This is a genomic window from Mycobacterium asiaticum (genome assembly GCF_001673315.1).
GTDB classification, from domain to species: domain Bacteria; phylum Actinomycetota; class Actinomycetes; order Mycobacteriales; family Mycobacteriaceae; genus Mycobacterium; species Mycobacterium asiaticum_B.
Genome location: NZ_LZLQ01000065.1, coordinates 1 through 26,398 on the forward strand (window position 1 = coordinate 1; position 26,398 = coordinate 26,398).

Sequence of the window (26,398 nt, forward strand, 5' to 3'; positions counted from 1 at the left end):
GTACTGCGGTTCTGCTGGGCTGTATCCGGGGTGGATCAGCGGCACGAGTTTGGCGGACTGGGCGAGTTCGGCCAGCAGGTCCGGGGTGATAAGGCCGTCGGCGCCGATCTCGGCAGCCGGGGCGGTACCAGTGCCGTTGAGCGTGGACTGCTCGGCGATGACGTGGATGACGACCGGCGATACCGGCTTTACCTGCGCTGCAGTGCAGTCCAGGCGCCCGCAGCGACAATCCAGCCGGCCGCCCCCGGCGGCCAGCGCACCTAGGGCGTCGGCACGGCGTTGATCGCGGGTGCGCGGATCGTGCGGGCACACAGAAGCCGCCAGCGCGGACAGCTTGGCGTCCAAGGCACGTGCGTCAGGACTCGCCAGACTGCCATGGATTTCCGAGGTGCCCTCACAGTCCGCACTGATGTAAATCTCGCGGTCTTTGTGATTCTTGCGGCGGCGGTGCACCGCGTCGAGATCGATTCGGGCCACGATCGCATCGACTTTCCTCGCCAAACGCGCCGGGGTCAGCGAAGGCCAACGCGTCACATTGACGGCGATGCGCTCATCGACACGGGCCATTGCGTCGTCGTCCGTGATCAGGTCGGTGTGGCACACGATGGTGGCGAACGCCGAAAAGTTGATATCGCCGGCTACAAATACCTGGGCCACCTTGGGCAAGCGCTCCCGCATCGCCCGCGCATAGCGCACTTTCGACTGACCCAACCCCTGGCTGATCTTTAGGCCCGCAGCCACCTCCGCTGCGACCGCCGCCATCGTGTCGATGGCCCATCCCTCGGTCTCTGCACTGCGGGACAGGCGGTAGCTGAACAGTTGCCCGACCGCGACCAATTCCATTGCAGCGGCCTGGTTCTGCACCCGCGCGGCCGACTGGATATGCGCTACCCAAGCAGCGGACTCCGCGGTGGTAGCGCTGAGCCCTTCCCGGTGATCGATCACCGCGTCCATCCACTCCCGGAATCGGGCGAGCTTCTCCTCGGCCGACAACCCATGCTCTGTTTCGAACATACATTCGATATTACCTCACGGCACCGACATTCTGATTCGTGAGAAATTCGCAGGTCCGAGCCGGTTGGGTCACAACCACAGGGACCTACGAGCAATTCACAGGACCTTACACAGTTAGCCTAAGTAAAAAGTCCATATGGACAATTTCGCACGCGTCGCAGTGACGACGACGGCAATCGTCGTAGGTATCGGGTTGTTCGGCGTGGGAGCGGCTCAGGCGCAGCCTGGACCGCCCCCGCATTGGTGCCCAGGTGATTTCTGGGACCCGGGATGGGGTGCGAATCTGAACCCGTTTGCCTGTCACGACAACCCACAGGCGGCCGACCCGAACCTCATCCCCGACCCGAACGTGCTCGTTCCCGGACCCGTCGTACCCGAACACCACCCCTATCCCGGCCAGCCTGGGAAGCCCTATGGTTCGGATGGACCCGGGTACCCGGGCGGACCTGGTGGAACTCCTGGCGGTGCGCCGGGTGGGCCCAGCGGAGCGCCGGGTGCGCCGGGCGGTCCCGGGGGTGCGCCAGGTGGTCCCGAGGGTGCGCCGGGCGGTCCCGGGGGAGTTCCGGGTGCTCCGGGTGGCCCCGGAGGCGCTCCGGGTGGTCCCGGGGGTGCTGCGGGCGGTCCTGGGGGCGGCGGCAGCATCGGCGGTGGGCCGAGCGGCGGCGGCGGTGCGCCGGGTGGCGGTGCGCCAAGCGGTGGCGGCGGAAGCATTGGCGGCGGTGGCAGCAGCAGCGGCGGCAGTAGCGGCGGCAGCAGCGGCGGCAGTAGCGGAGGCAGCAGCGGCGGCGGTGGCAGTAGCGGTGGCAGCAGCGGTGGCAGTAGCGGCGGTGGCGGCAGTAGCGGTGGCAGCGGCGGTGGTGGTGGCGGTGGCGGCAGCCATTGATTCATTCAAGGCGCTGACCGAGTAACAACAGAGAAGGCTAAAGACGTTCGGCTAACTGAGTCATAGGGTGGGTATGCGCTGCTGAGAGAGTGAGATCAGACGGACCCAGAAGGGGAGAAGTATGTCGCACCCATCCAACGAGCCTGAGACTGCCACCAAGCGCCACCACGTCGTCATCATCGGAAGCGGATTCGGCGGCTTGAATGCGGCCCGAAAACTCAAGCGCGCCGATGTCGACATCACCCTGATCTCGAAAACCACCACCCACCTGTTCCAGCCGCTGCTGTACCAGGTGGCCACGGGCATCCTGTCCGAGGGCGACATCGCCCCGACCACCCGCCTGATCCTGCGCAGGCAAAAGAATGTGCGGGTGTTGCTCGGCGAGGTCAACGAAATTGATCTGCACGGCCGTACGGTCACGTCCAAGTTGATGGACATGGAGACCGTGACTCCCTACGACAGTCTGATCGTGGCCGCCGGCTCGCAGCAGTCCTACTTCGGAAACGACGAATTCGCGACGTTCGCGCCCGGCATGAAGACCATCGACGACGCTCTGGAGCTGCGGGGCCGCATCCTGGGCGCATTCGAGGCCGCTGAGGTGAGCACCGACGCTGCCGAGCGGGAACGTCGTCTGACCTTCGTGGTGGTAGGCGCCGGACCAACCGGCGTCGAGGTGGCGGGCCAGATCGTCGAACTTGCCGAACGCACCCTGGCCGGCGCCTTCCGCACCATCAAGCCCAGCGAGTGCCGCGTCGTCCTGGTCGATGCCGCTCCTCTGGTGCTGCCGCCGATGGGCGAGAAGTTGGGCGGTAAAGCGCAACGGCGGTTGGAAAAGATGGATGTCGAGATCCAGCTCAACGCGATGGTGACCGCCGTCGACTACAAGGGCATCACCATCAAGGAAAAGGACAAAGGCGAACGCCGCATCGAATGCGCGGTCAAAGTCTGGGCGGCGGGCGTCCAGGCGAGCAAGCTGGGCAAGATGGTCGCGGAACAGTCCGACGGAACCGAGACCGATCGCGCCGGACGGGTTGTCGTGGAGCCCGACCTGACCGTCAAGGGCCACCCCAACGTCTTCGTCATCGGTGACCTCGCATCGGTGCCGGACGTGCCCGGCATGGCTCAGGGAGCAATCCAGGGTGCGCACTATGCCACCAAGGTGATCAAGAACATGGTCAAGGGCAAAGACGACCCGGCCAATCGCGAGCCGTTCAACTACTTCAACAAAGGCAGCATGGCGACGGTCTCGCGGTACAGCGCCGTCGCACAGGTCGGCAAGCTGGAGTTCGGCGGTTTCATCGCCTGGCTGGCATGGCTGGTGCTGCACCTTGCATACCTGGTCGGCCACCGGAACCGGATCGCCGCACTGTTCTCCTGGGTGATCTCTTTCTTGGGGCGGACTCGTGGGCAGATGGCCATCACCAGTCAGATGATCTACGCGCGCGTGGTGACCAAGTGGATGGAAGAAAGCCAGGGTCTCTCACCTAACGAGAGCCAGGGCGCATTGGCCGCCGCCGAGCAGGCGGAAAAGGCGGAGCAGAAAGCCGGTTAGCTCAGGGCCTGGTCGATATCGGCGATCAGATCGTCGGTGCCTTCCAGGCCGACGGAGATCCGGACCACGCCGTCACCGAGCCCGATGGCGGCACGCCCCTCGGGACCCATCGCCCGGTGCGTCGTGGTGGCCGGATGGGTGACCAGCGACTTGGTGTCGCCGAGGTTGTTGGAGATGTCGATCAGCCGCAGCTTGTCCAGCACCTCGAAGGCGCGTCGTTTCGCTGTGTCTTCGCGGCCGTTCTGGCCGCTTTCCAGCTCGAACGTGACAACCGTTCCGCCGCCGGTCATTTGGCGCTTGGCCAGATCATGCTGCGGATGTGACGGCAGGAACGGGTAGCGAACCCAGCGCACCGCGGCGTGGTCCTCCAGGAATTCGGCGATGCGCTGCGCCGAGGCATTGCTGTGGTTGACCCGAACCGCCAGCGTCTCAAGGCCTTTCAACATGATCCAGGCGTTGAACGCGCTCATTGCCGGGCCGGTGTGCCGCATCAGCTTTTGCACCGGACCATCGATGTACTCCTGGTCGCCGAGGATGGCCCCGCCCAGTACTCGGCCCTGGCCATCGATGTGCTTGGTACCCGAGTACACCACCACGTCGACGCCGAGCGGAAAACCCTGTTGCAGCAATGGCGTGGCAAAGACGTTGTCCAGCACCACTTTCGCCCCGGCAGCGTGGGCCAGTTCGGTGACGGCCGCGATGTCGACGAGCGACTGCATCGGATTGGACGGCGTCTCGAAGAAGACGGCCTGGGTGGGCACCGACAGCGCCCGCTCCCACTGCTCCAGGTCGTCGCCGTCGACGAAAACGGTTTCGACGCCCCAACGCGGCAGGATCTCGTTGCACACCACGAAACAGGAACCGAAAAGGCTGCGCGCCGCGACCAAACGATCGCCGGCACCCAGTAGGGCCCCTAGCGAAACGAACACCGCTGCCATCCCGCTTGCCGTCGCGAAAGCGGCCGGAGCACCCTCGATCAGACGCAGCCGCTCCTGGAACATGCTCACGGTCGGATTGCCATAGCGGGAGTAGACGTAGTGGTCCACCTCGCCGGTGAACGACTGCTCGGCGACGGATGCGGACGGGTAGACGTAGCCGGACGACATGAACAGCGCCTCGGCGGTCTCCTCGAACCCCGAACGCGTCAGTCCCCCGCGCACCCCGATGGTCGCCTGGTCGACGCCTTCCGGGAGCGGGTTGTAGGTGCGAATTGAGTTTGGACCGGTCATCCCTGCGGACCTGTTACTAGCCCTGCTACTAGCCTTGTTTCCAAGGCAGCCCCACCGCTCGCCACCCCGTGTCCCCGCGGTGACCGTGACCACCGAGCTGACCTTCGAAGCCGTCCAGCACGTTGTATGCCGGCGTGATGCCTGCCTCGGTGGCTACTTCAGCCGCACCGATGGATCGGTTTCCCGAACGGCACAGGAACACCACTGGCCGCTCCCCCTCGGTGGCGGGCAGCTTGTCCTGCAATTGCGCGAGGAAATTGTCGTTGTGCTGTCCGTTGGACCGGTTCCACTCGATGTAGACCACGTCGCGCCCGAGGCTGGACAGATCGGGCACCCCCACGAAGCGCCATTCGGCGTCGGTGCGCACGTCCACCAGCACGGCCTGAGGGTTGTCCGTCAGCAATTTCCACGCCTCGAGAGGCGTGATATCTCCTGCGTAGCTCACCCGCGTGAGTCTCGCACATCCAGCCGCGACGCGACCTCTCGGGCGCGGTCGCGCGCGGTGGTCACGTCGGGTGCCGTGGCCAGCGCCACGCCCCAGCTGCCCGAGGCAGCACCGGGTTGCTCGCCGACGGTCGAGCCGAACACCCGAAGATCGCTCTCGGGCACCGCGAGCGCAGCGGTCAGCGCGTCACCACTCGGGGCCACACCCCGCCGAGTCGCCCCCTGCTCGATGACCCGGACGGCGCCCGGGGAGACCATCATGGTGTCTACCGCTACTCCCAGGACGGTCCGGGCCTGCAACTCGAATGCCGAAAGGCGCTGGCTGCGCAGCGTGACCCAGGCACTGTCGGATAAACCAGCAGTGACCTCCGAAAAATAGACTTCGTCGCCGTTGATCATCAGTTCCACGCTGTAGACGCCACGCCCGTCCAGCGCCTTCACGATGCGCGCGGCTATCGATTTCGCGGCGTCGAGCGCCGCTGTGGTCATCTCTTGCGGTTGCCAGAACTCCGGCGCGTCAGCGTCGCCGCTGGGGTGACCGATCGGTGAGCAGAATTCGATGGCCTGGCCGGACGTGCCCGCACCGCGAACCACGATCAGAGTGACCAGAAACTCGACATCGACCACCGTCTCGGCCCAGACCCGGCCGGCTCCACCTGCCGTCGCGCGTTCCCAGGCCGCAGCGACCTCGCCGGGCTCGCTAACGACCCCGCGATTTGCCCCGGTAACCGACTTGACCACCAGCGGGAAGCCGGCGTGAGCGGCCACTGCCTCGAGTTCGGCGAGCGATTCGACGAACCAGAACGGCGCGGTCGGCAGGCCGAGTTCGTCGGCCGCCAATCGGCGCAACGCTTCCGGGTCCGCGCAGAGTCGCACGCCGCGGGCACTGGGGACCAGCTCGGTGTCCAGCGCTTGGAGGCCCTCGATCGAAACCGCGTCCACAGCCCCGGGAAGCGTCACCACGAAATCCGGTTGCAGCCTCTGTACCACCGCTGCGAGCTCGTCGGCGTCGCCGCGCGTGGCCGCGTCCGCGGTGATCACCTCAGCGCCTAAACGCTGCAAGGCAACCGTGAGCTCTTCGCCCGCCTCGTTCGACCCGAGCATCAGCACCCGTGGTCCGACGTCGCCCCCGGTCTCGGCTGGTTCCTGCGGCGCAGCAATCTCTCCGACCGACAGCGCCGTCGTGCCTTCTTCGAGATCCGCCGGACGCTCGTGGTCGTCAGTCACCGTTCCAGGATATGGGCGGACGGCAGAAACCACGCGGCTGGACTCTGTGCATGAACATCTGTGAAACTCTTGTGAAAATTTGCAAACCGGCACCGTGCTGTCTCGACGACGAGAAACGCGCGCGTGCCGTGACGACCGAGCCGAGGGGGCACAGCGCGTGCTGGACAGGGAGTACGGTGCGCTACCGCCCGAGATCAATTCGGCCAGGATCTATTCCGGCCCTGGGTCGGCTCCGCTGATCGAAGCCGCCACCGCCTGGGAAGGCCTGGCCAGCGAACTGAATGCCACCGCGGAGTCCTATGCAACCGTGATCGCAGGGCTCGCCAGCCAGGAGTGGTTGGGTCCGTCGTCGATTTCGATGGCGGCCGCGGTGGCTCCGTATGTGACCTGGATGCGGGCTACCGCGGCCCAGGCCGAGCACGCCGCGGCGCAGGCGCTGGCCGCGGCAAACGCCTACGAAACCGCCTATGCGGCGACCGTCCCGCCGGTAGCCATCGCAACCAACCGCAGCACCGTCATCTCGTTGGCCCGTAGCAACATCTTCGGCCAGAACACGCCGGCCATCGCTACCAACGAAGCGGACTACGGCGAGATGTGGGCCCAGGACGTCGTCGCGATGGAAGGCTACGCCGGTAGCTCCGAAGCGGCTGCTCAGTTGGCGCCGTTCAGCCCGCCGCCCGGGTCCACGGACCCGGTGGTACTGGCCAGCGAAGCGTCCCCCGCCGCCGCGGCGCCGGCAGCGCCCGTCATTCCCTTACCGACTCCCTTCGAGGACCTCGACCTGCTGGTGCTCGCCACCGCGGGTCTGGCGGGTGCGAGCTTGATCGTGGCATTGGGGCAATTCAGCGAAGAGGTTCGCAGCGACGAAATCCAGGAAGAAGAACTCGAAAAGGGAAACGAGCTGGAAGAAGAAGAACTCGGCGAGGGCGAAATCGCCACGACCGGGCAGACCTTCGCCGGCCGGGATCAATTTGCGGTGCGGGGCGCGGGGGCACGGGCCGCCGCGCTCGCCGGTCAATCCGCCAATGTCGGCGCGCTTTCGGTGCCGCAGAGCTGGTACATGCCCCCGGCGGCACGCCAGGTCGCCGCGCTGTTCCCGGGCACGACTCCGCTCGTGATGACCGGTGCGTCGGACGGCGGCTACACCGGCCTGGCGGCAGCCGGGCTGGCCGGAACGGGCCTGGCCGGCCTGGCGGCACGCGCCAATTCGTCGGCGACCCCGACGCAGGCGGCCCCCGCGGCCAGCGGTGCTGGCGCCGCGGCGACCCGGCCCGCCGCCAACACCCCGTCCATCCCGGCGGCCGCGACCGCCGCGAACTTCCCAGGGTTGCCCGCCGGGCTCCCGCCAGGAGTGGTGGCGAACCTCGCCGCGACGCTGGCGGCGATCCCGGGTGCGACCATCATCGTGGTGCCCCCGGATCCGAATCAGGGCTAAGGCTGTCCGGGCAACAGCTGCACCATCAGGCCGTTGCCCTCGGCCAGCACCGCCTCGTCGCCGTCCACCAGTTCGGCGGAGACAAACGCCTTGCGGCCTTCAGTGCGGGTCATGCGTCCGCGGATCACCAGTGGCGTATCGATCGGGGTGATCTTGCGGTAGTCGACGTGCAAAAACGCCGTCCGGCTGATCGGTCGTCCGGACACATGCGAGATCGTGCCGAACACGTGGTCAAACAGCAGCGGCAGCACACCGCCGTGCACCGCCGAGTTGCCGCCTACATGAAACCGGCTGAAATGCCCCTTCATCTCGACACCATCCGGTTCGTAGCGCGTCAGGATCCAGGGCGGCATCAACAGGCTGCCCATCCCCGGCAGATCCGGGGTTCGCCCGGCCGGCGCCGCGCCTTCGGGCGCTTCGAACGGGGCCAGCAGCTCCACCAGGGCGGCTGCTCGCTGGGCCGCCTCGTCCCAGACCTCGTCACCGGGATCAGCGGACACCGCCAGGTCCTGCAGCCGTCGCATATTCGTCACAAACTTGCCGAAACCCGGACCTGGATCCGCCGCGCCGTATTCCGGGAACCCGCCGTGGTGCTCGTAGTCCGGGTCTTCGCTTCTGGGGTCGAACTCGCCCGGCTGTATGGCGGAGTAATGCGTCACCGGCGCGCCTGCAGGATATCCCGTCGCACGATGGTCTGATCCCGGCCCGGACCCACGCCGATGCACGAAACATGCGCTCCCGCAAGCTCTTCCAGCCGCAGTACGTAGTCGCGCGCCTTGGCCGGCAAGTCGTCGAACTCCCGTGCCCCGGAGATGTCTTCCCACCACCCCGGCAGCTCTTCGTAAACCGGCTCGGCGCGGCACAGCAGGCTCTGGGTCATCGGCATTTCCGGGGTTTGTTTGCCGTCGATCTTGTAGCCGACGCAGACCGGCACCGTCTCCAGGGTGGACAACACATCGAGCTTGGTCAGGAAGTAGTCGGTGATGCCGTTGACCCGGGTGGCATACCGCGCGATAACAGCGTCGAACCAACCGCACCGCCGGCGCCGGCCGGTGGTGACGCCGAACTCGCCGCCCGTCTTGGACAGGAACTCGCCGTTCTCGTCGAACAGCTCGGTCGGGAACGGACCGGAACCGACGCGAGTGGTGTAGGCCTTCAAAATCCCCAACACCGTGGTGATCCGGGTGGGGCCGATGCCGGAGCCGACGGCCGCGCCCCCGGCGGTCGGATTCGACGAGGTGACATACGGATAGGTGCCATGGTCGACGTCGAGCAACGTGCCCTGCGACCCTTCCAGCAACACCGTTTCACCGGCCTCCAGCGCGGTGTTGAGCAGCAGGCGCGTGTCGGCGATGCGGTGCTTGAAGCCCTCGGCCTGCTGCAGCAGCGACTCCACGACCTGTTCGGGCTCGAGTGCCTTGCGGTTGTAGATCTTGACCAGGATCTGGTTCTTGAGCTCTAGCGCCGCCTCGATCTTGTGTGCCAGCTGCGTGGGATCCAGCACGTCCGCGGCCCGGATGCCCATCCGGGCAATCTTGTCCTGGTAGCACGGCCCGATGCCCCGCCCGGTGGTGCCGATCTTCTTGCTGCCCATGTAGCGCTCGGTGACCTTGTCGATGGCCACGTGGTACGGCATCAGCAGGTGTGCATCGGCGGAGATCAGCAGCTTCGAGGTGTCGACGCCGCGATCTTCCAGCCCTTTCAGCTCGTCGAGGAGCACGCCGGGATCGATCACGACGCCGTTGCCGATGACGTTGGTGACCCCGGGCGTCAGCACCCCCGACGGGATCAGATGCAAAGCGAAGTTCTCGCCGCTGGGCAGCACGACCGTGTGCCCGGCGTTGTTGCCGCCCTGGTAGCGGACCACCCACTGCACTCGTCCACCGAGCAGATCCGTGGCCTTACCTTTGCCCTCGTCGCCCCACTGGGCGCCGATCAGGACGACTGCCGGCATGACGTGCTCCCAACTCGTCTCGCAGGTTGGGCCGCTTATTGTGGTCCAGCCGGTGACCTACCCTACCCAGCGGTGCCCGAGGAGTGTCATGAATGCGGCGGAGACGGCTTCCGGCGTGGCGGTTTTGCTGTTCGGCGAGGCGAGCCTGCCGCGCCCGTTGGGCGGCCTGCCCACCGTGTCGCACGACCTCGCCGATGTTCCGGGGCCTTATCGCCGACTCGTCGTGGTCGGCTCCGACTCCGATCTGGCCGCGGTGCTGACTCGGCTGCTGCGCAGCGACCGTCTCGACGTCGAAGTGGCGTATGTGCCGCCTCGCCGTACCCGGGCCACCAGGACCTACCGATTGCCGTCGGGCTTACGCGCCGCGCGGCGCGCCCGCCGCGGGTCCGCGCATCGAGTGCCGTTGATCCGCGACGAAACCGGGACGGCGATCGTCGGACGCGCCGCATGGTTGCCGGCTGACGATTCACGCTCGATTCACGGCGAGGCGGTCGTCGACGACACGGTGCTGTTCGACGGCGACGTGGCGGCCGTCTGGATCGAACCGACGTCGGCGCTGCCGGGACTGCGGGCGGCCCTGGCGCGCCGCTGGCCTCGCTGGGTCAGCGGGCGCGCCGCGCAGCTGGGCACGACGGGTGCTGCAGTGGTGCGCGACGGCGTCGCCCTCGCCCGGCCGGTCCGCCGATCGTCGTTCTACCGCAACGTCGAAGGGTGGCTACTGGTTCGGTAGTTTCGACCAGTGCGGCCCAGCCCGATCTTCCTTGGCCTGGTCGGTCTGACGGCCGCCGGCGCGGCACTGGCCTGGGCGGCGGGGTCGGTGGTGCGCCCGCTGGCCTACGCCGGGGTGTTCATCTTCGTCATCGCCGGTTGGCTGGTGTCGTTGTGCCTGCACGAGTTCGGGCATGCCTACACGGCGTGGCGCTTCGGTGACCGTGACGTCGAGGTGCGCGGCTACCTCACCCTGGACCCGCGGCGCTACAGCCACCTCGCGCTGTCGTTGGTGCTCCCGATGGTGTTCATCGCGCTGGGCGGCATCGGCCTGCCCGGCGCGGCGGTCTACCTGCATACGGGTTTCATGACGCCCGCGCGCCGGACGCTGGTGAGCCTGGCCGGTCCGGCAGCCAATTTGGTGCTGGCCGTGCTGCTGCTGACCGCCGTTCGGCTGGCCTACGATCCGGCGCACCTGGTGTTCGCGGCTGGGCTCGCGTTCTTGGGATTCCTGCAGATCACCGCGGTGGTGCTGAACCTGTTGCCGATCCCGGGGCTGGACGGCTATGACGCCGTCGAGCCGCATCTGAGCCCGCAGACCCAGCGCGCGTTGGCGCCGGCCAGGCAGTTCGGCGTGTTCGTGCTGCTGGTTGTGCTGCTGGCGCCGGGGCTGAACCGGTATTTCTTCGGGGCGGTGTACTGGCTCTACGAGCTGTCCGGGGTGGCGCCCCGACTGTCGATGGCCGGCGCCGCGTTGACCCGATTCTGGGGCGCCTGGTTCTGACGGCGAGTGGTTTCGTCGAAACTGCATGCAGGCACACGCCGAGCGGCGTGTCGGGTGCGTGGTGGCAGTGTCGGCGAGCGGCGAGCGGCGAGCGGGGGGCAGAAGACGGGGAGCGGGCGCCAGGCGCGCACCGGCTGGAACCCAACTATTGCGATATATGCGACTCTATGCATATATTACTGCGCATGGGTGCCGGGCACAGTCACACTCCCGCGGAGGCGGACGCGTCGCGGATGATTCCGCGGATGATCGGCGCGGCAGTCATCCTGGGGACGTTCTTCGTCATCGAGCTGACCACCGCACTGTTGATCAACTCGATAGCGCTACTGGCCGACGCGGGCCACATGCTCACCGACGTGGTCGCGGTGTTCATGGGGTTGGCCGCCGTGGTGTTGGCCCGCCGCGGCAGCTCGTCACCGGATCGGACCTACGGGTGGCACCGCGCCGAGGTATTCACCGCAGTGGCCAACGCGGCCCTGCTCGTCGGAGTGGCGCTGTTCATCCTCTACGAGGCGGTCGACCGGCTCGACGGAGCGCCTGCGGTGCCCGGCGTCCCGATGATCGTGGTGGCACTGGCCGGTGTGGGCGCCAATTTCCTGGTGGCGATGCTGCTGCGGTCGCATTCGGACGAGAGCTTGGCGGTAAAGGGCGCCTACATGGAAGTCGTCGCCGACACCGTCGGCAGCGTCGGGGTCCTGATCGCCGGCATCGTGACCGTCACTACCCGCTGGCCCTACGCCGATGTGGTGGTGGCGGTGCTGGTCGCGCTGTGGGTACTGCCCAGGGCGATCGCACTGGCCAGAGCCGCGCTGCGGATATTGTCCGAATCTTCGCCTGCACACATCGACGTGGAGGAGCTGCGATCAGCGTTGAGCGACGTCGACGGCGTCACAGACGTGCACGACCTGCACGTGTGGACGCTGTCGCCGGGCAAGGACGTGGTCACCGCGCACTTGACCAGCGACCGCGACTCTGCCCAGGTGCTGAGCGACGCACGTGCGGTGCTGTCGGCTCGCGGCCTGGCCCATGCCACCGTCCAGGTGGACTGTCCGGACGGGCACTGCGAAGAAACGTTCTAAAGACCCAGCGCCGACCGGGCCTCGGGATCGCAGTCGTCGAGCAGGTCCAGGCAACGCTGGTACTCATCGGTCTCCCCGATCGCGTCCGCTGCCCGTGCCAGCGACGCCACGCACCGCAGAAACCCCCGGTTGGGCTCGTGCGCGAAAGGCACCGGGCCGAAGCCGCGCCAACCGTTGCGGCGCAACTGGTCCAGCCCCCGGTGGTAGCCGGTGCGGGCATACGCGTAGGCCGTGATGGCGCGGTCGTCAGCCAGCGCCTCCTCGGCGAGCGTCGCCCAGGCCAGCGACGCCGACGGGTGCGCGGCGGCGACGATGCCGGGGTTTTCGCCGGCGAGCAGCGCGGCCTCGACCTCGCTGTCGCCGGGTAGCAGGATCGGATCAGGTCCCAGAAGATCGCCGGTCGGCCTCATGGCTCCATCTTGCCAAGCCTGTCGACGACGACGTGCACGCCAACCGCGATCCGGGTCGCTAAGCTCCATTCATGCCCAACGCACCTGAGTCCGACCGCGACGGCACGGAGTCCACCGCCAGGCTGAACGAGGCTACCGAGGCCCATCCCGTCAAGGGTGGAGACGCAGAAACCGAAGCCATCGCCATCACCAAACGCGACCCGGACGACACCGCAGGATCCACCGGCGCGGACGAGCCCGAGCGGCGGTTCACCGCGCCCGGCTTCGACGCCAAGGAAACCCAGGTAATCGCCACAGCGCCGGAAGCAGCCACCGAAGCCTTCGAAACCCGGCCCGGGCCGCCGCCCGGCTCGGCTACCCCACCGCCGCCCAAAGCCGCAGTGCCACAGTCTATTCCGCCTCGCGACGCGACGAAATCGACAGCCAAGCACCGCAACTGGGGCTGGGTGCTGGCGATCGTGGTGATCGTGCTGGCGTTGGCCGCCATCGCCATCTTCGGCACCGTGCTGCTGACCCGCACCAAGCACGCCAAGCCCTCGCAGATCGAGGAGGTACGCCAGACCATTCAGGGCTTCGACGTGGCGGTGCAGCGCGGCGACCTGACCGCGCTGCGGGGTCTCACCTGCGGCACCACCCGCGACGGCTACGTGGATTACAACGAGAAGGCATGGTCAGAGACCTATCGCCGGGTTTCGGCGGCCAAGCAGTACCCGGTGATCGCCAGCATCGACCAGGTGGTGGTCAACGGCCAGCACGCGGAGGCCAACGTCACCACCTTCATGGCTTACGACCCCCAGCTTCGCTCGACGCGGAGTCTGGATCTGCAATTCCGCGACGAGCAGTGGAAGATCTGCCAATCCAGCTAGTTCCGCGGTTAGTCCCGGATGCAGACCTCAGCCGGCGAGTGACTTGCCGGCGCAGTGCAGGTCATTGCACGCCTCGATAACCCGCTCGGTCATGCCCGCCTCCGCCTTCTTGAGGTAGCTGCGCGGGTCGTAGACCTTCTTGGAGCCGACGTCCCCGTCCACCTTCAGCACACCGTCGTAGTTGCTGAACATGTGACCGACGATGGGCCGGGTGAACGCGTACTGGGTGTCGGTGTCGACGTTCATCTTGACCACGCCGTAGCGCAGCGCCTCCTCGATCTCCGACTTCTCCGAACCCGAACCGCCGTGGAACACGAAGTCGAACGGTTTGGCGTCGTCGCCGAGCCCCAGCTTGTTGGCCGCCACCTTCTGCCCCTGGGCCAGGATGTCGGGGCGCAATTTGACGTTGCCGGGCTTGTAGACGCCGTGCACGTTGCCGAAGGTCGCTGCCAGCAGGTAAATGCCGTGTTCGCCGTGGCCGAGCGCGTCGATCGTCTTCTCGAAGTCCTCTGGCGTGGTGTAGAGCTTGTCGTTGATCTCGTTCGCGACGCCGTCTTCCTCTCCCCCGACGACGCCGATCTCGATCTCCAAGATGATCTTGGCGGCAGCGGCCTGCTTGAGGAGCTCCTGCGCGATCTCGAGATTCTCGTCGATCGGCACCGCCGAACCGTCCCACATGTGGGACTGGAACAACGGATTCTTGCCCGCCGAGACCCGCTCGTTGGAGATTGCCAGCAGCGGGCGCACGTAGGAGTCGAGCTTGTCTTTAGGGCAGTGGTCGGTGTGCAACGCCACGTTGACCGGGTACTTCGCCGCCACGATGTGGGCGAACTCGGCCAAGGCCACCGCGCCGGTCACCATGTCCTTGACGCCCAGGCCGGACCCGAACTCCGCGCCGCCGGTGGAGAACTGGATGATGCCGTCGCTGCCGGCGTCAGCGAAGCCTTTGAGGGCCGCGTTGATGGTTTCCGAGGAGGTGCAGTTGATGGCCGGGAAGGCGTACGCATTGTCCTTGGCGCGTCCCAGCATCTCGGCGTAGATCTCGGGCGTTGCGATGGGCATGAAGGGCTCCTCCTGAAGACTTGGTCTACTCAGTATGGCAACGCCGGTATGTTGAAGCGTCATGAGCACCACCGTGCTGGCCCTGCCCAACATCCTCGACCCCATGTACTGGGTCGGACCCCAGGGCTTATTCGCATCGGCAGTGCTGCCGACCATCCTGGCCATCGTGTTCGTCGAGACAGGATTGCTGTTCCCGCTGCTGCCGGGCGAGTCGCTGCTGTTCACCGGCGGGTTGCTGGCCTCCAAAGGAACACTGGACATTTGGGTGCTTGCACCGGCCGTCGCGCTGGTTGCCGTCCTCGGTGACCAGACCGGCTATTTCATCGGCCGCCGCATCGGTCCGGCGCTGTTCAAGAAGGAAGACTCGCGCTTCTTCAAGAAGCACTACGTGACCGACTCGCACGCCTTCTTCGAGAAGTACGGGCCGTGGGCGATCATCCTGGCCAGATTCATGCCGTTCGTGCGGACGTTCACACCGGTGATCGCCGGGGTGTCCTACATGCGGTACCCGGTGTATCTCGCCTTCGACATCGTCGGCGGCGTCCTGTGGGGTGCCGGCGTCACGATCGCGGGCTACTTCCTGGGCAATGTGCCATTCGTGCACCAAAACCTGGAGAAAATCATTCTCGGGATCCTGTTCGTGTCGCTGTTGCCGGCGTTCATCGCGGCCTGGCGCAGCTACCGATCGCGGCGCCGCGGACGGCAGGACGAAGCCGACCCGGTAGCGCTACCCGACTGATACCGCGTGCGCGGCTTCCATCAACATCCAGCCCGACAACTGCACCGACAGGTCCCGCTCGGGGGTCTCCGAGCTGTTCACCGCGCCCGCCACGAACTGCGCCTGCCGACCGCCCGCAGTGGGTAGTTCCGCGTCGCGGTCCCAGAACGCCCCGAATACGGGCAACCCGTCGACCGACTGCCGGTAGTCCCAGGCCGATTTCGCACTGGCCAGCACGATATTGCGGGCGGTATCGCGGGCCACCGCGTCGTCGGGGGAATCACCTGGCAGGTCGGTGGCGACCAGCGCCAGGTAGCGCGCGGTGATACCGGCGAACAGGCCGCCGTCACCGCCGCCGGCACTCTTGAGCACACCCGACGGAGCCATCTCTTCCTGTACGGCCGCGACCAGGCGGCGCACCCGCATCAGATGCCGCTCCCGCGCTTCGGCGCCGGTGCGCTTGGCCAACTCGGTCTCCAAGCCGAGCACCACGCCCTGGCAGTAGGTGTACTGCGCGCGCACCAGCGAGCCGTCCTTGATGCCGTCGAACACCAGATGCGTTTCGGGGTCGATCAGCGTGCGGTCGATCCAGTCGCTCATCTGGTCTGCGCGTTGCACGTGGTCTGCGTAGCGAGCCAGGAAGATTCCGGCCGGACCGTTGGACGGTGCGTTGAAGAATCGCTCGCCCCCTTTGCGCCACGGAATGCCGCCGCCGTTCTCCGGGGCCCATGAGTCGAGGAACTGGCCGGCGAGCTTGCGCAACGCCCGGTCGCGCTGCACCCCGGTCACCTTCGTGGCACGTTCCAGCGCCAGCGCCAGCCAGGCCATGTCGTCGTAGTAGTTGTTGGTCCAGAAGAAATTGTTGCGCAACCGGTGACTGCGCATCTGCCGCTTGATTCGGGTGTTCCGCTCCGGTTGCGGGTCACGCAACTGGGCATCGACCAGGCAGTCCAGCAGGTGCGCCTGCCACCAGTAGTGCCAGGTGCCGAACAACCGGTCGCTGCGTTCCGACGGCCACGCCACCACGCCCAGCTGTGTGCCCGGCAATCCCCACAGTCGCGTCAGGTGCCGTTGCGTGACGGCGGTTTCGGAGCTGCCCGCCCGGTTCGCCCATACCTGATCCATACTGCGATCCTGCCTTACCAGGCGCGGTCGAGGTCGCCGTGCTGCCGAATCCAGGCGTGCATCGCGATCCCTGCGGCCACACCGGCATTGATGCTGCGCGTCGAGCCGAACTGGGCGATCGATACCGTGATCGACGCCCCGGTGCGCGTGTCGTCGGTGATGCCGGGCCCCTCCTGGCCGAACACCAACAGACATTCGCGCGGCAACGAAACCTGTTCCAGCCGAACGGCACCGGGGACGTTGTCCACCGCGACCACGGTCAGCCCGGCACCGGCCGCGAAGTCCATCAACTCTGCGGTGCTGTCGTGATGACGCAACCGTTGATACCGGTCGGTCACCATGGCGCCGCGACGATTCCACCGGCGCCGGCCGACGATGTGCACGGTGTCCACGGCGAATGCATTGGCGGTGCGCACCACCGAGCCGATATTGGCGTCGTGGCCGAAGTTCTCGATCGCGACGTGCAGCGGGTGGCGCCGGCTGTCGATGTCGGCCACGATGGCCTCGCGGGTCCAGTACCGGTAGGCGTCCACGACGTTGCGAGTATCGCCGTCGCGCAACAGGTTTGGGTCATAGCGCGGATCGTCCGGCGTATCACCCGGCCAGGGGCCGACTCCCGCAGCCGGGGCACCCCATTCGGTGGGACCGGGTTCCGTCACCTGGTTGTCCAGACCGCGGCGTGGGTGCCGACTATCGCGACCGTCGCGTACAGCAACGCCTGGTTGATTTCGCCCTGCGTGCACAGCGACGCGCTGAGCTGGACCGCGTCCCGTGACGCGTCGGGCAGGACGAGCACCGAGGAACCGTAGGCAGCGCAGGCCGGGTTCAATCCGCGGCCGGGCAGGGTCGGAGTGGCCAGCAACATCATGGGTCCGCCCCGACGGGCAGAATCGTCGCGATACCGGGCCCCCACCGCGCCGGCCTCCAAGGCCAGCAGCATGTAGCCATTGCCGTTGAACGCTGCCGGGTCGCCCAACTGGGCCTTGGTGATGGGCATGCCGTCGGCGCGCCACGCCGTGGCGCTGGTGCTCTTGACCACCAACCCGGTGTCGTTGACGTTCGTCGGCAACAGGCCCACTGGAAACGCCGCCGGATAGGCCGCCGCGGTGTTGGGGATGCGCTCCTCGGGCGAATAGGTGTAGACGCCCCGCACGACGCTGCGCTCCTTGAGCGGGCCCAGACAGACCGTGCCGGTGAGCCGATTGGGGGGCGCGGTCAACGGGGTGCGCACTTCCGGCGTCTTGCTCACGGCGTCGTTGCAGCTGTTCAGCCCGTTGAACTCCATCGGATGGGACAGCGCGCCGTAGAGGCCGAAGCGGATGTCCGCGGGCTTGGCGTGTGGCTTGGCAGGATCGGTCGGGGATGCGTCGACGTCGATCAGCACGTAGTCCTCTGACCAGCGGAGGTTCGCAAGCGACATGTTCCAGCCCAGTACCGACTGCGATTCGCCGACCCGGGCGGTAGAGGCCCCGAAGATCCGACTGGGACTTTCCGAGCTCGAGCAACCCACCAGGCAGAACAGAACCACGGTCAGCGCAGCGAGAAATCGCACTGTCGGCGGCCTAGCCCAACCCCAGGTCGGCCAAACCCAGCACGCTGCGGTACGGCACGCCCTCGGCTTCGATCGCCTCAGCGGCGCCGGTGGCCCGATCCACCACCGTGGCCACCCCGATGACGTCACCCCCGGCGTCCCGCACAGCGCGCACGGCCGTCAGCGCGGAACCGCCGGTGGTGCTGGTGTCCTCGACCACCAGGACGCGCTGCCCGGCAACGTCGGAGCCTTCGATAAGCCGTTGCAGCCCATGGGTTTTCACCGATTTGCGTACCACGAAGGCGTCGATGGGCCGACCCGGCGCATGCATGATGGCGGTCGCCACCGGATCAGCGCCCAGCGTCAGCCCGCCGACCACTGCATAGTCCCAATCGTCGGTGACCTCCCGCATCAGGCGGCCGATCAGCGCCGACGCCCGATGATGCAAGGTGGCGCGGCGCAGGTCGACGTAGTAGTCGGCTTCCTTGCCCGACGACAGCGTGACGCGCCCATGGACCACGGATAACTTCCGCACCAGCCCGGCCAGTTCGGCCCGCGCCTGGCGATCAGGTTCGGCCACGACCGCTGCCGAATCGTTTGGTGACCACCCGCGTCAGCCGGCGCGGCATCGCCCGACCCGTCGCGACCAGGAACTTGTACTGCGCGCTTGGAATGCTGAGCACCTTGCCGTGCGCGATATCCGCAAGGCTTTCATTGACGACGTCGTCCACCTCGAGCCACATGAACGACGGAACCTCACCCATGTCGAGCCCGGCCCGGCTGTGAAATTCGGTGCGAACGTAACCGGGGCACACCGCGTGGACACCAACGCCGGTGCCCTGCAGACCATTTGCGAGTCCCTCACTGAACGAGATCACCCACGCCTTGGATGCCGAGTAGGTCGAACCGCGGCCCGGCAGCAGCCCGGCCACGCTGGCGATATTGATGACGGTGCCCGCGCCGGCTTCGAGCATGGCCGGCAGCGCGGCGCGGGTCAGCTGCATGACCGCCGTGACGTTGACGTCGAGCTGGCGTTGCAGCTGTGCGGGATCGGCGGACCAGAAATCCCCGGAGGTACCGAATCCGGCGTTGTTGACCAGGACCCGCACCCCGGCGGCGAGCCGGTCTGCGACTTTGTCGCGGTCCTCGGCCACGGCAAGGTCCGCCGACAATGTCTCGACACTGCCGGCCTCGGACTTCAGCTCGTCGGACAGCTTTTCGAGCCGCTCGACATCGCGGGCAACCAGCACCAGGTCGTAACCATCGCGGGCGTAACGACGCGCATATCCGGCACCGATGCCGGACGTCGGCCCAGTGATCAGCGCAACGGGTCGGGGCATGTGCTCTCAGTGCTGGTAGTTGCTGGCCTGTTGGCCGTTGCGGCCCGATCGCGGCTCCCGCTGGGCCTGCTCGGCGGGACGCCGGGCCGGATCGGGCAGCACGCCGGCAGCAGGGTCCACCTGGGGACGGCGCTGCGGCAACTCGGCGCGGGCGGCAGAGGCCAGCGGGCGACCCGGGGCCGCACTGCGCCGACCCTCAGCCTCCCGTTCGTCCTCCGAGGTCTCGGCCGGCAGCGGTGGCAGCACCCGCAACAGATCGTTGAACTGGCGTACCGTGCGCAATCCCTCGTCCCACTGGGCTCGGGTGCTGGCAATCGGCATGGCGACCAACGTCCAGTTCTGCTCGTTCCACATGATTTCGGCCGAGTCGGGCGCGGTGTGCGCGAACGTGACCATGCGCCGGTCGCAGGCGCGCCGGGCGGCGTCGAGGTTGGTCGAGTACACCATGCGGGGACCGATCGCCCCGAGCAGCCAGATGTCGCTCTCCCGCGGCTCTTTGAGGCCTTTCAACCGCAGGTCGACCACGACGTTGGTCCCCACCTTGCGGTGCAGCGCGATCACGGTGGCGACTTCCTCGAGATCGAAGATGTACACGGCCTCACCACGGATCTGACCAAGCACGACGTTGTGGGCCGGCACATCCCCGACCGTCGACATCACGCCGCGCTTCCACCGGTGCAGAATGTCGGTGGATTCGCGTTCGTAGTCGAAGCCGTGGGACCTGGCCCAGGACCTGCGGCGCCTGCTGCGCCCGCGACGTCGGTCGATATCGACGTACAGCAACACCGCCGCACCGACGAAGCACAGTGCGGAGAGCGTGAACCAGAGCGGGACCATCCCCAACAGAGTATCCGTAATCAGTAGCGAACAGAGAATCCGAGCAGGTCACAACCGAATCACAGGACTGAATAGTTGGTTAGGGGCTACCGGGATGCAACAGGACTATCGGCTGATCCGTGTCACCGTCACCGGCGGCGTTTGCCGGGCGACCATCGACCATCCGCCGATCAACCTGCTGGACGTCGCGTTGATGAACGAAATCGTCCGCCTTAACCGGGAGGTGGCGGCCGACGACGACGTGCGAGTACTGGTCGTCGACTCGGCCGACCCGGAGTTCTTCATCGCGCACGCGGACGTCGGGATGATCATGGACCTGCCCGTGGACGACACCGGACTGCACGACGAATTGTCGCCCTTTCACGCTGTTATGGAGACCTTCCGGACGCTGCCCAAGGCCACCATCGCCGTCATCGAAGGCATCTGCCGAGGCGGCGGCAGTGAGTGGGCAATGGCGTTCGACATGCGATACGCGGCGCTGGACAAGGCGATCTTCGGTCAGCCGGAAGTCGCAATGGGGATCATCCCCGGCGGCGGAGGCACGCAACGGCTGCCCCGACTCGTCGGCCGCGGCCGGGCGATGGAGGTGATCCTCGGCGGCATGGACGTGGACGCGGCGACGGCCGAGGCCTGGGGATACATCGACCGGGCGCTGCCGCCGGACAGATTGCGGCGGTTCGTCGACAAACTGGCCCGGCGCATCGCCTCATACCCGCAGTCGGCGATCACCAACGCCAAGCGCGCGGTCGACGCCGCGTTGTCCAACGAACTGGGGACAGGCCTGCGTATCGAGGATCAACTGTTTCGCGAAGCGCTCGCCCAGCCCGAAGCCCGCCGACGGCTGCAGACAGTGATCGACGCGGGCGCCCAGACTCGAGAATTCGAGCTGGGCGACCCGCGCCGCAACACTTAGCGCAGAATCAGCGCGTTTAGCGCAGAATCAGCGCGTTTAGCCCAGGATCAGCGCGTCGCCGTCCGCACTCACGTTGACGGGAACGATGTCGCCGTCATGCACTTCGCCGGCCAGCAACATCTTTGCCAGCTGGTCGCCGATCGCCTGCTGCACCAGCCGACGCAACGGCCGGGCGCCATACATCGGGTCGAAGCCCCGGTGCGCCAGCCACTGCTTGGCCGGCAGGGACACCTCCAGCGTGAGTCGACGCTGAGCGAGCCGCTTCTGCAGCTGGGCCAACTGGATGTCGACGATCTGGACCAGTTCCCCGGGCTCGAGGCCTTGGAAGACGATCACGTCATCGAGCCGGTTGATGAACTCCGGCTTGAACGCCGCGCGTACCGCCGTCATCACCATGTCCTCGTCGCCGCCCGAACCCAGGTTGGACGTCAGGATGAGGATGGTGTTGCGGAAGTCGACCGTGCGTCCCTGGCCGTCGGTGAGGCGGCCCTCATCGAGCACCTGCAGCAGCACGTCGAACACGTCGGGGTGGGCCTTCTCGACCTCGTCGAACAGGATCACCGTGTACGGACGCCGCCGCACCGCCTCGGTCAACTGACCGCCCTGGTCGTAGCCGATGTAGCCGGGAGGGGCACCCACCAGCCGGGCGACCGAGTGCTTCTCGCCGTACTCGCTCATGTCGATGCGCACCATCGCGCGTTCGTCATCGAAGAGGAACTCCGCCAGCGCTTTGGCCAGCTCGGTCTTACCGACGCCGGTCGGGCCGAGGAACATGAACGAACCGGTCGGGCGGTTGGGGTCGGCGACACCGGCCCGAGACCGTCGCACCGCGTCGGAAACCGCCTGGACGGCCTTGCGCTGTCCGATGACACGGCGGCCCAGTTCCTCCTCCATGCGGAGTAGCTTGGCGGTCTCGCCTTCGAGCATCCGGCCGGCGGGAATGCCGGTCCAGGCCGACACCACATCGGCGATGTCGTCGGGGCCGACTTCTTCCTTGAGCATCACGTTCTCGCGGGCTGCGCCGCTGTCGGCGGCCAGTGGCACTGCGGCGTCCAGCTTCTTCTCGACTTCCGGAATGCGCCCGTAGCGCAGTTCGGCGGCCTTGGCCAGATCGCCGTCCCGCTCGGCACGGTCGGACTCCCCGCGCAGCACCTCGAGTTGCTCCTTGAGCTCCCGCACTACGTCGATGGCGTTCTTCTCGTTCTGCCACCTGGTGGTCAGCTCGGCGAGTTGCTCCTTCTTGTCGGCCAGCTCGGCCCGCAGCTTCTCCAGACGTTCCTTGGACGCCGCGTCCTCCTCTTTGGCCAGCGCCATCTCTTCGATCTCGAGGCGCCGCACCAGCCGCTCCACCTCGTCGATCTCGACGGGCCGGGAGTCGATCTCCATCTTCAGCCGGCTGGCGGCCTCGTCGACCAGGTCGATGGCCTTGTCCGGCAGGAAGCGCGCGGTGATGTACCGGTCGGACAGCGTCGCCGCAGCGACCAACGCGGAGTCGGTGATCCGCACCCCGTGGTGCACCTCGTAGCGGTCCTTGAGCCCGCGCAGGATCCCCACGGTGTCCTCCACCGACGGCTCGCCCACGAACACCTGCTGGAAGCGGCGCTCCAGCGCGGCATCCTTTTCGATGTACTTGCGGTACTCGTCGAGCGTGGTGGCGCCCACCAGGCGTAGCTCGCCGCGGGCCAGCATCGGCTTGATCATGTTGCCGGCGTCCATCGCGCCCTCGCCGGTCGCGCCGGCGCCCACGATCGTGTGCAGCTCGTCGATGAACGTGATTATCTGTCCGGCCGAATTCTTGATGTCGTCGAGTACGGCCTTGAGCCGTTCCTCGAACTCACCGCGGTACTTCGCGCCGGCCACCATCGACCCGAGGTCCAGGGAGACGACGGTCTTGTCGCGCAGGCTCTCGGGCACGTCACCGGCCACGATGCGTTGGGCCAAGCCCTCGACGATGGCGGTCTTGCCCACACCGGGCTCGCCGATCAGCACCGGATTGTTCTTGGTACGACGGGACAGGACCTGCACCACGCGACGAATCTCGTTGTCGCGCCCGATGACCGGGTCGAGTTTGCCCTCGCGGGCGCGGGCGGTCAGGTCGGTGGAGTACTTCTCCAGAGCCTGATAGGTGGCTTCGGGGTCGGCGCTGGTGACTCGAGCGCTGCCGCGCACCTTGACGAACGCTTCCCGCAACGCCTGCGGTGACGCGCCGTGACCGTTAAGTAGCTTGGCGACGTCGGAGTCACCGGTGGCCAGACCGACCATCAGGTGCTCGGTCGAGACGAACTCGTCGTCCATCTCGGTCGCCAGATGCTGCGCGGTGGTGATCGCCGCCAGCGATTCACGGGACAGTTGGGGCTGTGAGCTGGAACCACTGATCTGCGGCAGCCGGTCCAGTAAGCGCTGCACCTCGGTGCGTACGGTGGCGGGCTCGACACCCACAGCCTCCAGCAGGGGGGCAGCGATCCCGTCGTTCTGCGTCAGCAGTGCCAACAGCAGGTGCGCGGGCCTGATCTCGGGGTTACCGGCCGCAGAAGCCGCCTGTAGCGCCGACGTGAGAGCCGCCTGCGTCTTGGTGGTCGGGTTGAAAGAGTCCACGACACCTCCGTTCGGGGAACGTAGTAAAAATGCTTGTCGCGTTGTACAACGCAGTCAAGGTTGAGTCTGTTCCGCTCAACTCTAACGAATTTTCCGCGGCTGCGGGGGAACCGTGGGGTGCGGGGGGCTTAATTGGGTGCCGAGTGTGCGAATGACGACGCGACGCGCCGGAGAAGCGTCGCCTGATTCACACTCGGCAGCGGTCGACGAGGCTCCGTAAAATCGGCGTCCGTGGGCTTGGACGACCGGACGGCATTGCAGGTGCTGCGCGACGCCTTCGCGCCGGACGAGGCTAGCGGCACCAACGACCTGGTCCACCGCTTCTACACCCAATGGTTTGCTCTCGACTCATCGGTGCGAGATCTGTTCCCGCCCGAAATGGGCGCTCAACGAGCCGCTTTCGCCCACGCGATGCACTGGCTCTACGGCGAACTGGTCGCCCAGCGGGCCGACGCGCCGGTTTCTTTCCTCGCCCAACTGGGTCGAGACCACCGCAAGTACGGCGTGCTGTCGGCCCATTACCAAACTCTGCGCAGCGCGCTGTACTCGACGCTGCGCACTCACCTGGGCAGTAGCTGGACCGACACTGTCCGGGAAGCCGCCGACCAGTCGCTCAACCTGTTCGCCGGGGTGATGAGCGGTGCGGCGGACTCCGACGACGAACCGGCGTGGTGGGACGGCACCGTCATCGAGCACACCCAGGTGTCACGCGATCTCGCGGTGGTGCGGCTGCATCTGGATCGTCCGCTGCACTATCACCCCGGCCAGTACGTCAACGTCCAGATCCCGCAATGCCCGCGCCGCTGGCGATACCTCAGCCCCGCCATCCCGGCCGACCCCGGCGGGGGGATCGAGTTCCACGTGCGGGTGGTTCCTGGCGGACTCGTGAGCAACGCCATCGTCGCCGAAACGCGACCGGGTGACCGGTGGCGGTTGTCCGGGCCGCACGGCGGCCTGCGCGTCGACCGCGACGGCAGTGACGTACTGATGGTCGCTGGAAGCACCGGACTGGCTCCACTGCGGACGCTGATCATGGACCTGAGCCGGTTCGCCGAGAATCCGCGGGTGCACTTGTTCTTCGGGGCGCGCTACCGCTGCGAGCTGTACGACCTGCGCACACTGTGGCAGATCGCGGCACACAATCCATGGCTGTCTGTGACCCCGGTGTCGGAGTACAACGGTGATCCGCCTTGGGCCGCAGAGTATCCCGACCCGTCGCCGCCGCGCGGACTGCACGTGCGCCAGACCGGCCGCTTGCTGGACGTGGTGACCCGGTACGGCGGCTGGGGCGACCGGCAGATCCTGCTCGCCGGCGGACCCGACATGATCCGCGCGACCAAGGCCGCGCTGATCGCCAAAGGCGCCCCGCCGGAACGCATTCAGCACGACCCGCTGTCGCGATAGGCTGACCAGGTGCACGTCGTCACGCTGCGCGACCCCTCGTCCTCGGTGGTGGCACAGTTCGTGCCCGAGGCGGGCATGATCGGCACGTCCCTCAGCGACGACGGAGTAGAGCTACTCGGTCAGCGGCGCGGGCTGGACGCCTACCTCGAAGCGGGCAAGACGATGGGTATCCCCATCCTGTACCCATGGGCAAACCGATTGGGCGCCAACAGCTATCGCGCCGAGCACCAAACCGTCACGCTGACGCCGGGCGAAAACGGAGTGCGCACCGACCCCAACGGATTGCCCATCCACGGGGTGCTGGCCGCCTATCCCGGGTGGAAAGTGACCGCAGAGTCGGCGAACGAGTTGAGTGCCGAAGTGGACTTCGGCGCGGACCCGCGGCTACTGGCCGCCTTCCCTTTTCCGCACATACTGCGGGTCACGACACGGCTTGCCGACCGGACTTTGACGGTGTGCACCACGGTGACCCCGACGGGCGAGAGGGCGGTGCCACTGTGCTTCGGCTTCCATCCCTATCTGCAGTTGCCCGGCGTGGCTCGCAGCGACTGGGTCATCGAAACACCGCCGCTGCGTCATCTGTCGCTGGACGATCAGGGGCTGCCCACCGGGGCGACAACTCATCACCGGGCCGGTCGGGAGTCATTGCGCGACAAGAGCTTTGACGATGCCTTCGACCAGGTGCCGGAGGGCGCGGTGTTCGCCTTGTCCGGCGGTGAGCGCCGGCTGGAAGTCCACTTCGAGCGCGGTTTCTCCGCGGCGCAGATTTTCGCGCCACCCGCCGAGGACGTGGTGTGCTTCGAACCGATGGCCGCGCCGACCGACGCGTTGCGTCGGGGCGGTTTCCGGTCAGCTGCGCCGGGCCAACCTGAGATCGCTCAATTCTCGATCCACGTGTGACTACCGCGCGTTGCGCGGCTGCCACACCACCAGCGCCCTGCTCTTGGGGACCACCGCAAGGTCGCGGCGCTGATTGGCACGCAAGACCGCGATCTCATCGGCCATCTCCTTGAGCCTGGACTGCAACGCCTCGACCTGATTGGTCAACTCGATGATGCGTTTGATGCCGGCGAGGTTGACGCCTTCGTCCTGGGAGAGGCGCTGCACTTCACGCAGCAGGTCCACATCATGCTCGGAGTAGCGGCGCCCGCCACCGGGGGTGCGCTGCGGACTGACCAAACCGAGCCGGTCGTAGGTGCGCAACGTCTGCGCATGCATACCGGCCAACTCGGCGGCCACCGAGATCAGGAACGTGCGCGACTCCGCATTCTTCTTCGAGTGCATAGCC

Annotated in this window: 27 protein-coding genes; 11 read left to right on the forward strand and 16 right to left on the reverse strand. The window is 66.9% G+C overall.

All coding sequences use genetic code 11. The features are described 5' to 3' along the window. A partial coding sequence (locus A5636_RS09780) for a 13E12 repeat family protein (RefSeq protein ID WP_155763730.1) occupies positions 1–1,014 on the reverse strand: 1,014 nt, incomplete at its 3' end. Between the two features lie 413 nt (positions 1,015–1,427). On the opposite strand from A5636_RS09780, the gene A5636_RS26075 reads away from it, so the two are divergent. Continuing rightward, entirely contained in the window at positions 1,428–1,922 is a 495-nt protein-coding gene (locus tag A5636_RS26075; RefSeq protein ID WP_155763731.1) for a hypothetical protein, read from the forward strand. 96 nt (positions 1,923–2,018) lie between these two features. Further along, positions 2,019–3,449 carry an NAD(P)/FAD-dependent oxidoreductase gene (locus A5636_RS09790; RefSeq protein ID WP_065158442.1) on the forward strand — a complete coding sequence of 477 codons (1,431 nt, stop codon included), beginning with the start codon at positions 2,019–2,021 and terminating at the stop codon, positions 3,447–3,449. On the opposite strand, the gene A5636_RS09795 is transcribed toward A5636_RS09790, so the two are convergent. Genes A5636_RS09795 through purT form a run of 3 tightly spaced genes read right to left on the reverse strand, consistent with a single transcriptional unit; the run spans position 3,446 to position 6,283 of the window. Next, on the reverse strand, positions 3,446–4,678 hold the full coding sequence (locus tag A5636_RS09795) for an O-succinylhomoserine sulfhydrylase (RefSeq protein ID WP_065158443.1): 1,233 nt from the start codon (positions 4,676–4,678) through the stop codon (positions 3,446–3,448). The two genes, A5636_RS09790 and A5636_RS09795, sit on opposite strands and share 4 nt — an antisense overlap. Positions 4,679–4,706: 28 nt before the next feature. After that, the gene (locus A5636_RS09800) at positions 4,707–5,123 is read right to left on the reverse strand and encodes a rhodanese-like domain-containing protein (protein ID WP_065158444.1); all 417 of its coding nucleotides are present in this window, start codon (positions 5,121–5,123) and stop codon (positions 4,707–4,709) included. Further along, entirely contained in the window at positions 5,120–6,283 is a 1,164-nt protein-coding gene (gene purT / locus A5636_RS09805; RefSeq protein WP_253900555.1) for a formate-dependent phosphoribosylglycinamide formyltransferase, read from the reverse strand. The genes A5636_RS09800 and purT overlap by 4 nt, the downstream gene beginning before the upstream one ends. 223 nt (positions 6,284–6,506) lie before the next feature. On the opposite strand from purT, the gene A5636_RS09810 reads away from it, so the two are divergent. Continuing rightward, positions 6,507–7,784: a PPE family protein gene (locus tag A5636_RS09810; RefSeq protein ID WP_065158446.1), complete on the forward strand. Its 1,278-nt coding sequence runs from the start codon at positions 6,507–6,509 to the stop codon at positions 7,782–7,784. Here the strand turns inward: A5636_RS09810 and A5636_RS09815 are convergent. Together A5636_RS09815 and A5636_RS09820 are read right to left on the reverse strand one after the other, a co-directional pair. Next, entirely contained in the window at positions 7,781–8,425 is a 645-nt protein-coding gene (locus A5636_RS09815; RefSeq protein WP_155763735.1) for a PaaI family thioesterase, read from the reverse strand. The two genes, A5636_RS09810 and A5636_RS09815, sit on opposite strands and share 4 nt — an antisense overlap. A 14-nt stretch (positions 8,426–8,439) precedes the next feature. Continuing rightward, positions 8,440–9,738 carry an adenylosuccinate synthase gene (locus tag A5636_RS09820; RefSeq protein WP_065158448.1) on the reverse strand — a complete coding sequence of 433 codons (1,299 nt, stop codon included), beginning with the start codon at positions 9,736–9,738 and terminating at the stop codon, positions 8,440–8,442. An 88-nt stretch (positions 9,739–9,826) separates the two neighbouring features. Between A5636_RS09820 and A5636_RS09825 the strand changes: the two genes are divergently transcribed. From A5636_RS09825 to A5636_RS09835, 3 genes are all read left to right on the forward strand, one after another. After that, a complete protein-coding gene (locus tag A5636_RS09825) occupies positions 9,827–10,468 on the forward strand; it encodes a peptidase M50 (RefSeq protein ID WP_065158449.1) in 642 nt (213 codons plus the stop codon). 9 nt (positions 10,469–10,477) lie between these two features. After that, on the forward strand, positions 10,478–11,230 hold the full coding sequence (locus tag A5636_RS09830; protein ID WP_065158450.1) for a site-2 protease family protein: 753 nt from the start codon (positions 10,478–10,480) through the stop codon (positions 11,228–11,230). 185 nt (positions 11,231–11,415) lie between these two features. Next, a complete protein-coding gene (locus tag A5636_RS09835) occupies positions 11,416–12,309 on the forward strand; it encodes a cation diffusion facilitator family transporter (RefSeq protein WP_065158451.1) in 894 nt (297 codons plus the stop codon). Here A5636_RS09835 and A5636_RS09840 read toward each other — a convergent pair. Next, the gene (locus A5636_RS09840) at positions 12,306–12,719 is read right to left on the reverse strand and encodes a DUF3151 domain-containing protein (RefSeq protein ID WP_065158452.1); all 414 of its coding nucleotides are present in this window, start codon (positions 12,717–12,719) and stop codon (positions 12,306–12,308) included. The two genes, A5636_RS09835 and A5636_RS09840, sit on opposite strands and share 4 nt — an antisense overlap. Before the next feature lie 71 nt (positions 12,720–12,790). Between A5636_RS09840 and A5636_RS09845 the strand changes: the two genes are divergently transcribed. Continuing rightward, a complete protein-coding gene (locus A5636_RS09845) occupies positions 12,791–13,585 on the forward strand; it encodes an Rv0361 family membrane protein (RefSeq protein WP_065158453.1) in 795 nt (264 codons plus the stop codon). Positions 13,586–13,612: 27 nt separating this feature from the next. Here A5636_RS09845 and fbaA read toward each other — a convergent pair whose 3' ends face one another. After that, on the reverse strand, positions 13,613–14,647 hold the full coding sequence (gene fbaA, locus A5636_RS09850; protein WP_065158454.1) for a class II fructose-bisphosphate aldolase: 1,035 nt from the start codon (positions 14,645–14,647) through the stop codon (positions 13,613–13,615). A 61-nt stretch (positions 14,648–14,708) separates the two neighbouring features. Here fbaA and A5636_RS09855 point away from each other — a divergent pair, with 61 nt between their 5' ends. Beyond that, the gene (locus A5636_RS09855; protein WP_065158455.1) at positions 14,709–15,386 is read left to right on the forward strand and encodes a DedA family protein; all 678 of its coding nucleotides are present in this window, start codon (positions 14,709–14,711) and stop codon (positions 15,384–15,386) included. Here A5636_RS09855 and A5636_RS09860 read toward each other — a convergent pair. The 6 genes from A5636_RS09860 to ttfA are packed head-to-tail and all read right to left on the reverse strand — an operon-like array spanning position 15,375 to position 20,198. Beyond that, a complete protein-coding gene (locus A5636_RS09860; protein WP_065158456.1) occupies positions 15,375–16,490 on the reverse strand; it encodes a glycoside hydrolase family 76 protein in 1,116 nt (371 codons plus the stop codon). The two genes, A5636_RS09855 and A5636_RS09860, sit on opposite strands and share 12 nt — an antisense overlap. Positions 16,491–16,504: 14 nt before the next feature. Continuing rightward, positions 16,505–17,149, reverse strand: coding sequence for a TrmH family RNA methyltransferase (locus A5636_RS09865; protein WP_065158457.1), 645 nt, complete (start codon positions 17,147–17,149; stop codon positions 16,505–16,507). After that, on the reverse strand, positions 17,146–18,042 hold the full coding sequence (locus tag A5636_RS09870; RefSeq protein WP_065158458.1) for a hypothetical protein: 897 nt from the start codon (positions 18,040–18,042) through the stop codon (positions 17,146–17,148). The genes A5636_RS09865 and A5636_RS09870 overlap by 4 nt, the downstream gene beginning before the upstream one ends. A 10-nt stretch (positions 18,043–18,052) precedes the next feature. Continuing rightward, complete coding sequence (gene pyrE / locus A5636_RS09875; protein WP_065158459.1) at positions 18,053–18,601, reverse strand: orotate phosphoribosyltransferase; 549 nt, start codon at positions 18,599–18,601, stop codon at positions 18,053–18,055. Then, positions 18,588–19,361 (reverse strand): SDR family NAD(P)-dependent oxidoreductase, encoded by a 774-nt coding sequence (locus tag A5636_RS09880; protein ID WP_065158460.1) that lies wholly within the window; start codon positions 19,359–19,361, stop codon positions 18,588–18,590. The genes pyrE and A5636_RS09880 overlap by 14 nt, the downstream gene beginning before the upstream one ends. A gap of 6 nt (positions 19,362–19,367) precedes the next feature. Further along, complete coding sequence (ttfA, locus tag A5636_RS09885) at positions 19,368–20,198, reverse strand: trehalose monomycolate transport factor TtfA (protein WP_065158461.1); 831 nt, start codon at positions 20,196–20,198, stop codon at positions 19,368–19,370. A gap of 94 nt (positions 20,199–20,292) precedes the next feature. On the opposite strand from ttfA, the gene A5636_RS09890 reads away from it, so the two are divergent. Then, on the forward strand, positions 20,293–21,111 hold the full coding sequence (locus A5636_RS09890; protein ID WP_065158462.1) for an enoyl-CoA hydratase/isomerase family protein: 819 nt from the start codon (positions 20,293–20,295) through the stop codon (positions 21,109–21,111). Between the two features lie 36 nt (positions 21,112–21,147). Here A5636_RS09890 and clpB read toward each other — a convergent pair whose 3' ends face one another. Continuing rightward, positions 21,148–23,706, reverse strand: a complete 2,559-nt coding sequence (clpB, locus tag A5636_RS09895; protein ID WP_065158463.1) for an ATP-dependent chaperone ClpB — start codon at positions 23,704–23,706, stop codon at positions 21,148–21,150. Positions 23,707–23,937: 231 nt separating this feature from the next. Between clpB and A5636_RS09900 the strand changes: the two genes are divergently transcribed. Beyond that, a complete protein-coding gene (locus A5636_RS09900; protein ID WP_065158464.1) occupies positions 23,938–25,110 on the forward strand; it encodes an FAD-binding oxidoreductase in 1,173 nt (390 codons plus the stop codon). A 9-nt stretch (positions 25,111–25,119) separates the two neighbouring features. Further along, the gene (locus A5636_RS09905) at positions 25,120–26,010 is read left to right on the forward strand and encodes an aldose 1-epimerase (RefSeq protein ID WP_065158465.1); all 891 of its coding nucleotides are present in this window, start codon (positions 25,120–25,122) and stop codon (positions 26,008–26,010) included. Here the strand turns inward: A5636_RS09905 and A5636_RS09910 are convergent, their stop codons facing one another. Then, positions 26,011–26,394 (reverse strand): heat shock protein transcriptional repressor HspR, encoded by a 384-nt coding sequence (locus tag A5636_RS09910; protein ID WP_155763736.1) that lies wholly within the window; start codon positions 26,392–26,394, stop codon positions 26,011–26,013. Positions 26,395–26,398 lie beyond the last annotated feature (4 nt).

Coding starts and splice junctions, on each gene's coding strand:
- A5636_RS09825 (WP_065158449.1), top strand. CDS start 9,827: ATGAATGCGGCGGAGACGGCTTCCGGCGTGGCGGTTTTGCTGTTCGGC.
- A5636_RS09855 (WP_065158455.1), top strand. CDS start 14,709: ATGAGCACCACCGTGCTGGCCCTGCCCAACATCCTCGACCCCATGTAC.
- A5636_RS09840 (WP_065158452.1), bottom strand. CDS start 12,719: ATGAGGCCGACCGGCGATCTTCTGGGACCTGATCCGATCCTGCTACCC.
- A5636_RS09845 (WP_065158453.1), top strand. CDS start 12,791: ATGCCCAACGCACCTGAGTCCGACCGCGACGGCACGGAGTCCACCGCC.
- A5636_RS09820 (WP_065158448.1), bottom strand. CDS start 9,738: ATGCCGGCAGTCGTCCTGATCGGCGCCCAGTGGGGCGACGAGGGCAAA.
- fbaA (WP_065158454.1), bottom strand. CDS start 14,647: ATGCCCATCGCAACGCCCGAGATCTACGCCGAGATGCTGGGACGCGCC.
- A5636_RS09835 (WP_065158451.1), top strand. CDS start 11,416: ATGGGTGCCGGGCACAGTCACACTCCCGCGGAGGCGGACGCGTCGCGG.
- ttfA (WP_065158461.1), bottom strand. CDS start 20,198: ATGGTCCCGCTCTGGTTCACGCTCTCCGCACTGTGCTTCGTCGGTGCG.
- A5636_RS09790 (WP_065158442.1), top strand. CDS start 2,019: ATGTCGCACCCATCCAACGAGCCTGAGACTGCCACCAAGCGCCACCAC.
- A5636_RS09795 (WP_065158443.1), bottom strand. CDS start 4,678: ATGACCGGTCCAAACTCAATTCGCACCTACAACCCGCTCCCGGAAGGC.
- A5636_RS09910 (WP_155763736.1), bottom strand. CDS start 26,394: ATGCACTCGAAGAAGAATGCGGAGTCGCGCACGTTCCTGATCTCGGTG.
- A5636_RS09860 (WP_065158456.1), bottom strand. CDS start 16,490: ATGGATCAGGTATGGGCGAACCGGGCGGGCAGCTCCGAAACCGCCGTC.
- A5636_RS09890 (WP_065158462.1), top strand. CDS start 20,293: ATGCAACAGGACTATCGGCTGATCCGTGTCACCGTCACCGGCGGCGTT.
- A5636_RS26075 (WP_155763731.1), top strand. CDS start 1,428: ATGGTTCGGATGGACCCGGGTACCCGGGCGGACCTGGTGGAACTCCTG.
- A5636_RS09880 (WP_065158460.1), bottom strand. CDS start 19,361: ATGCCCCGACCCGTTGCGCTGATCACTGGGCCGACGTCCGGCATCGGT.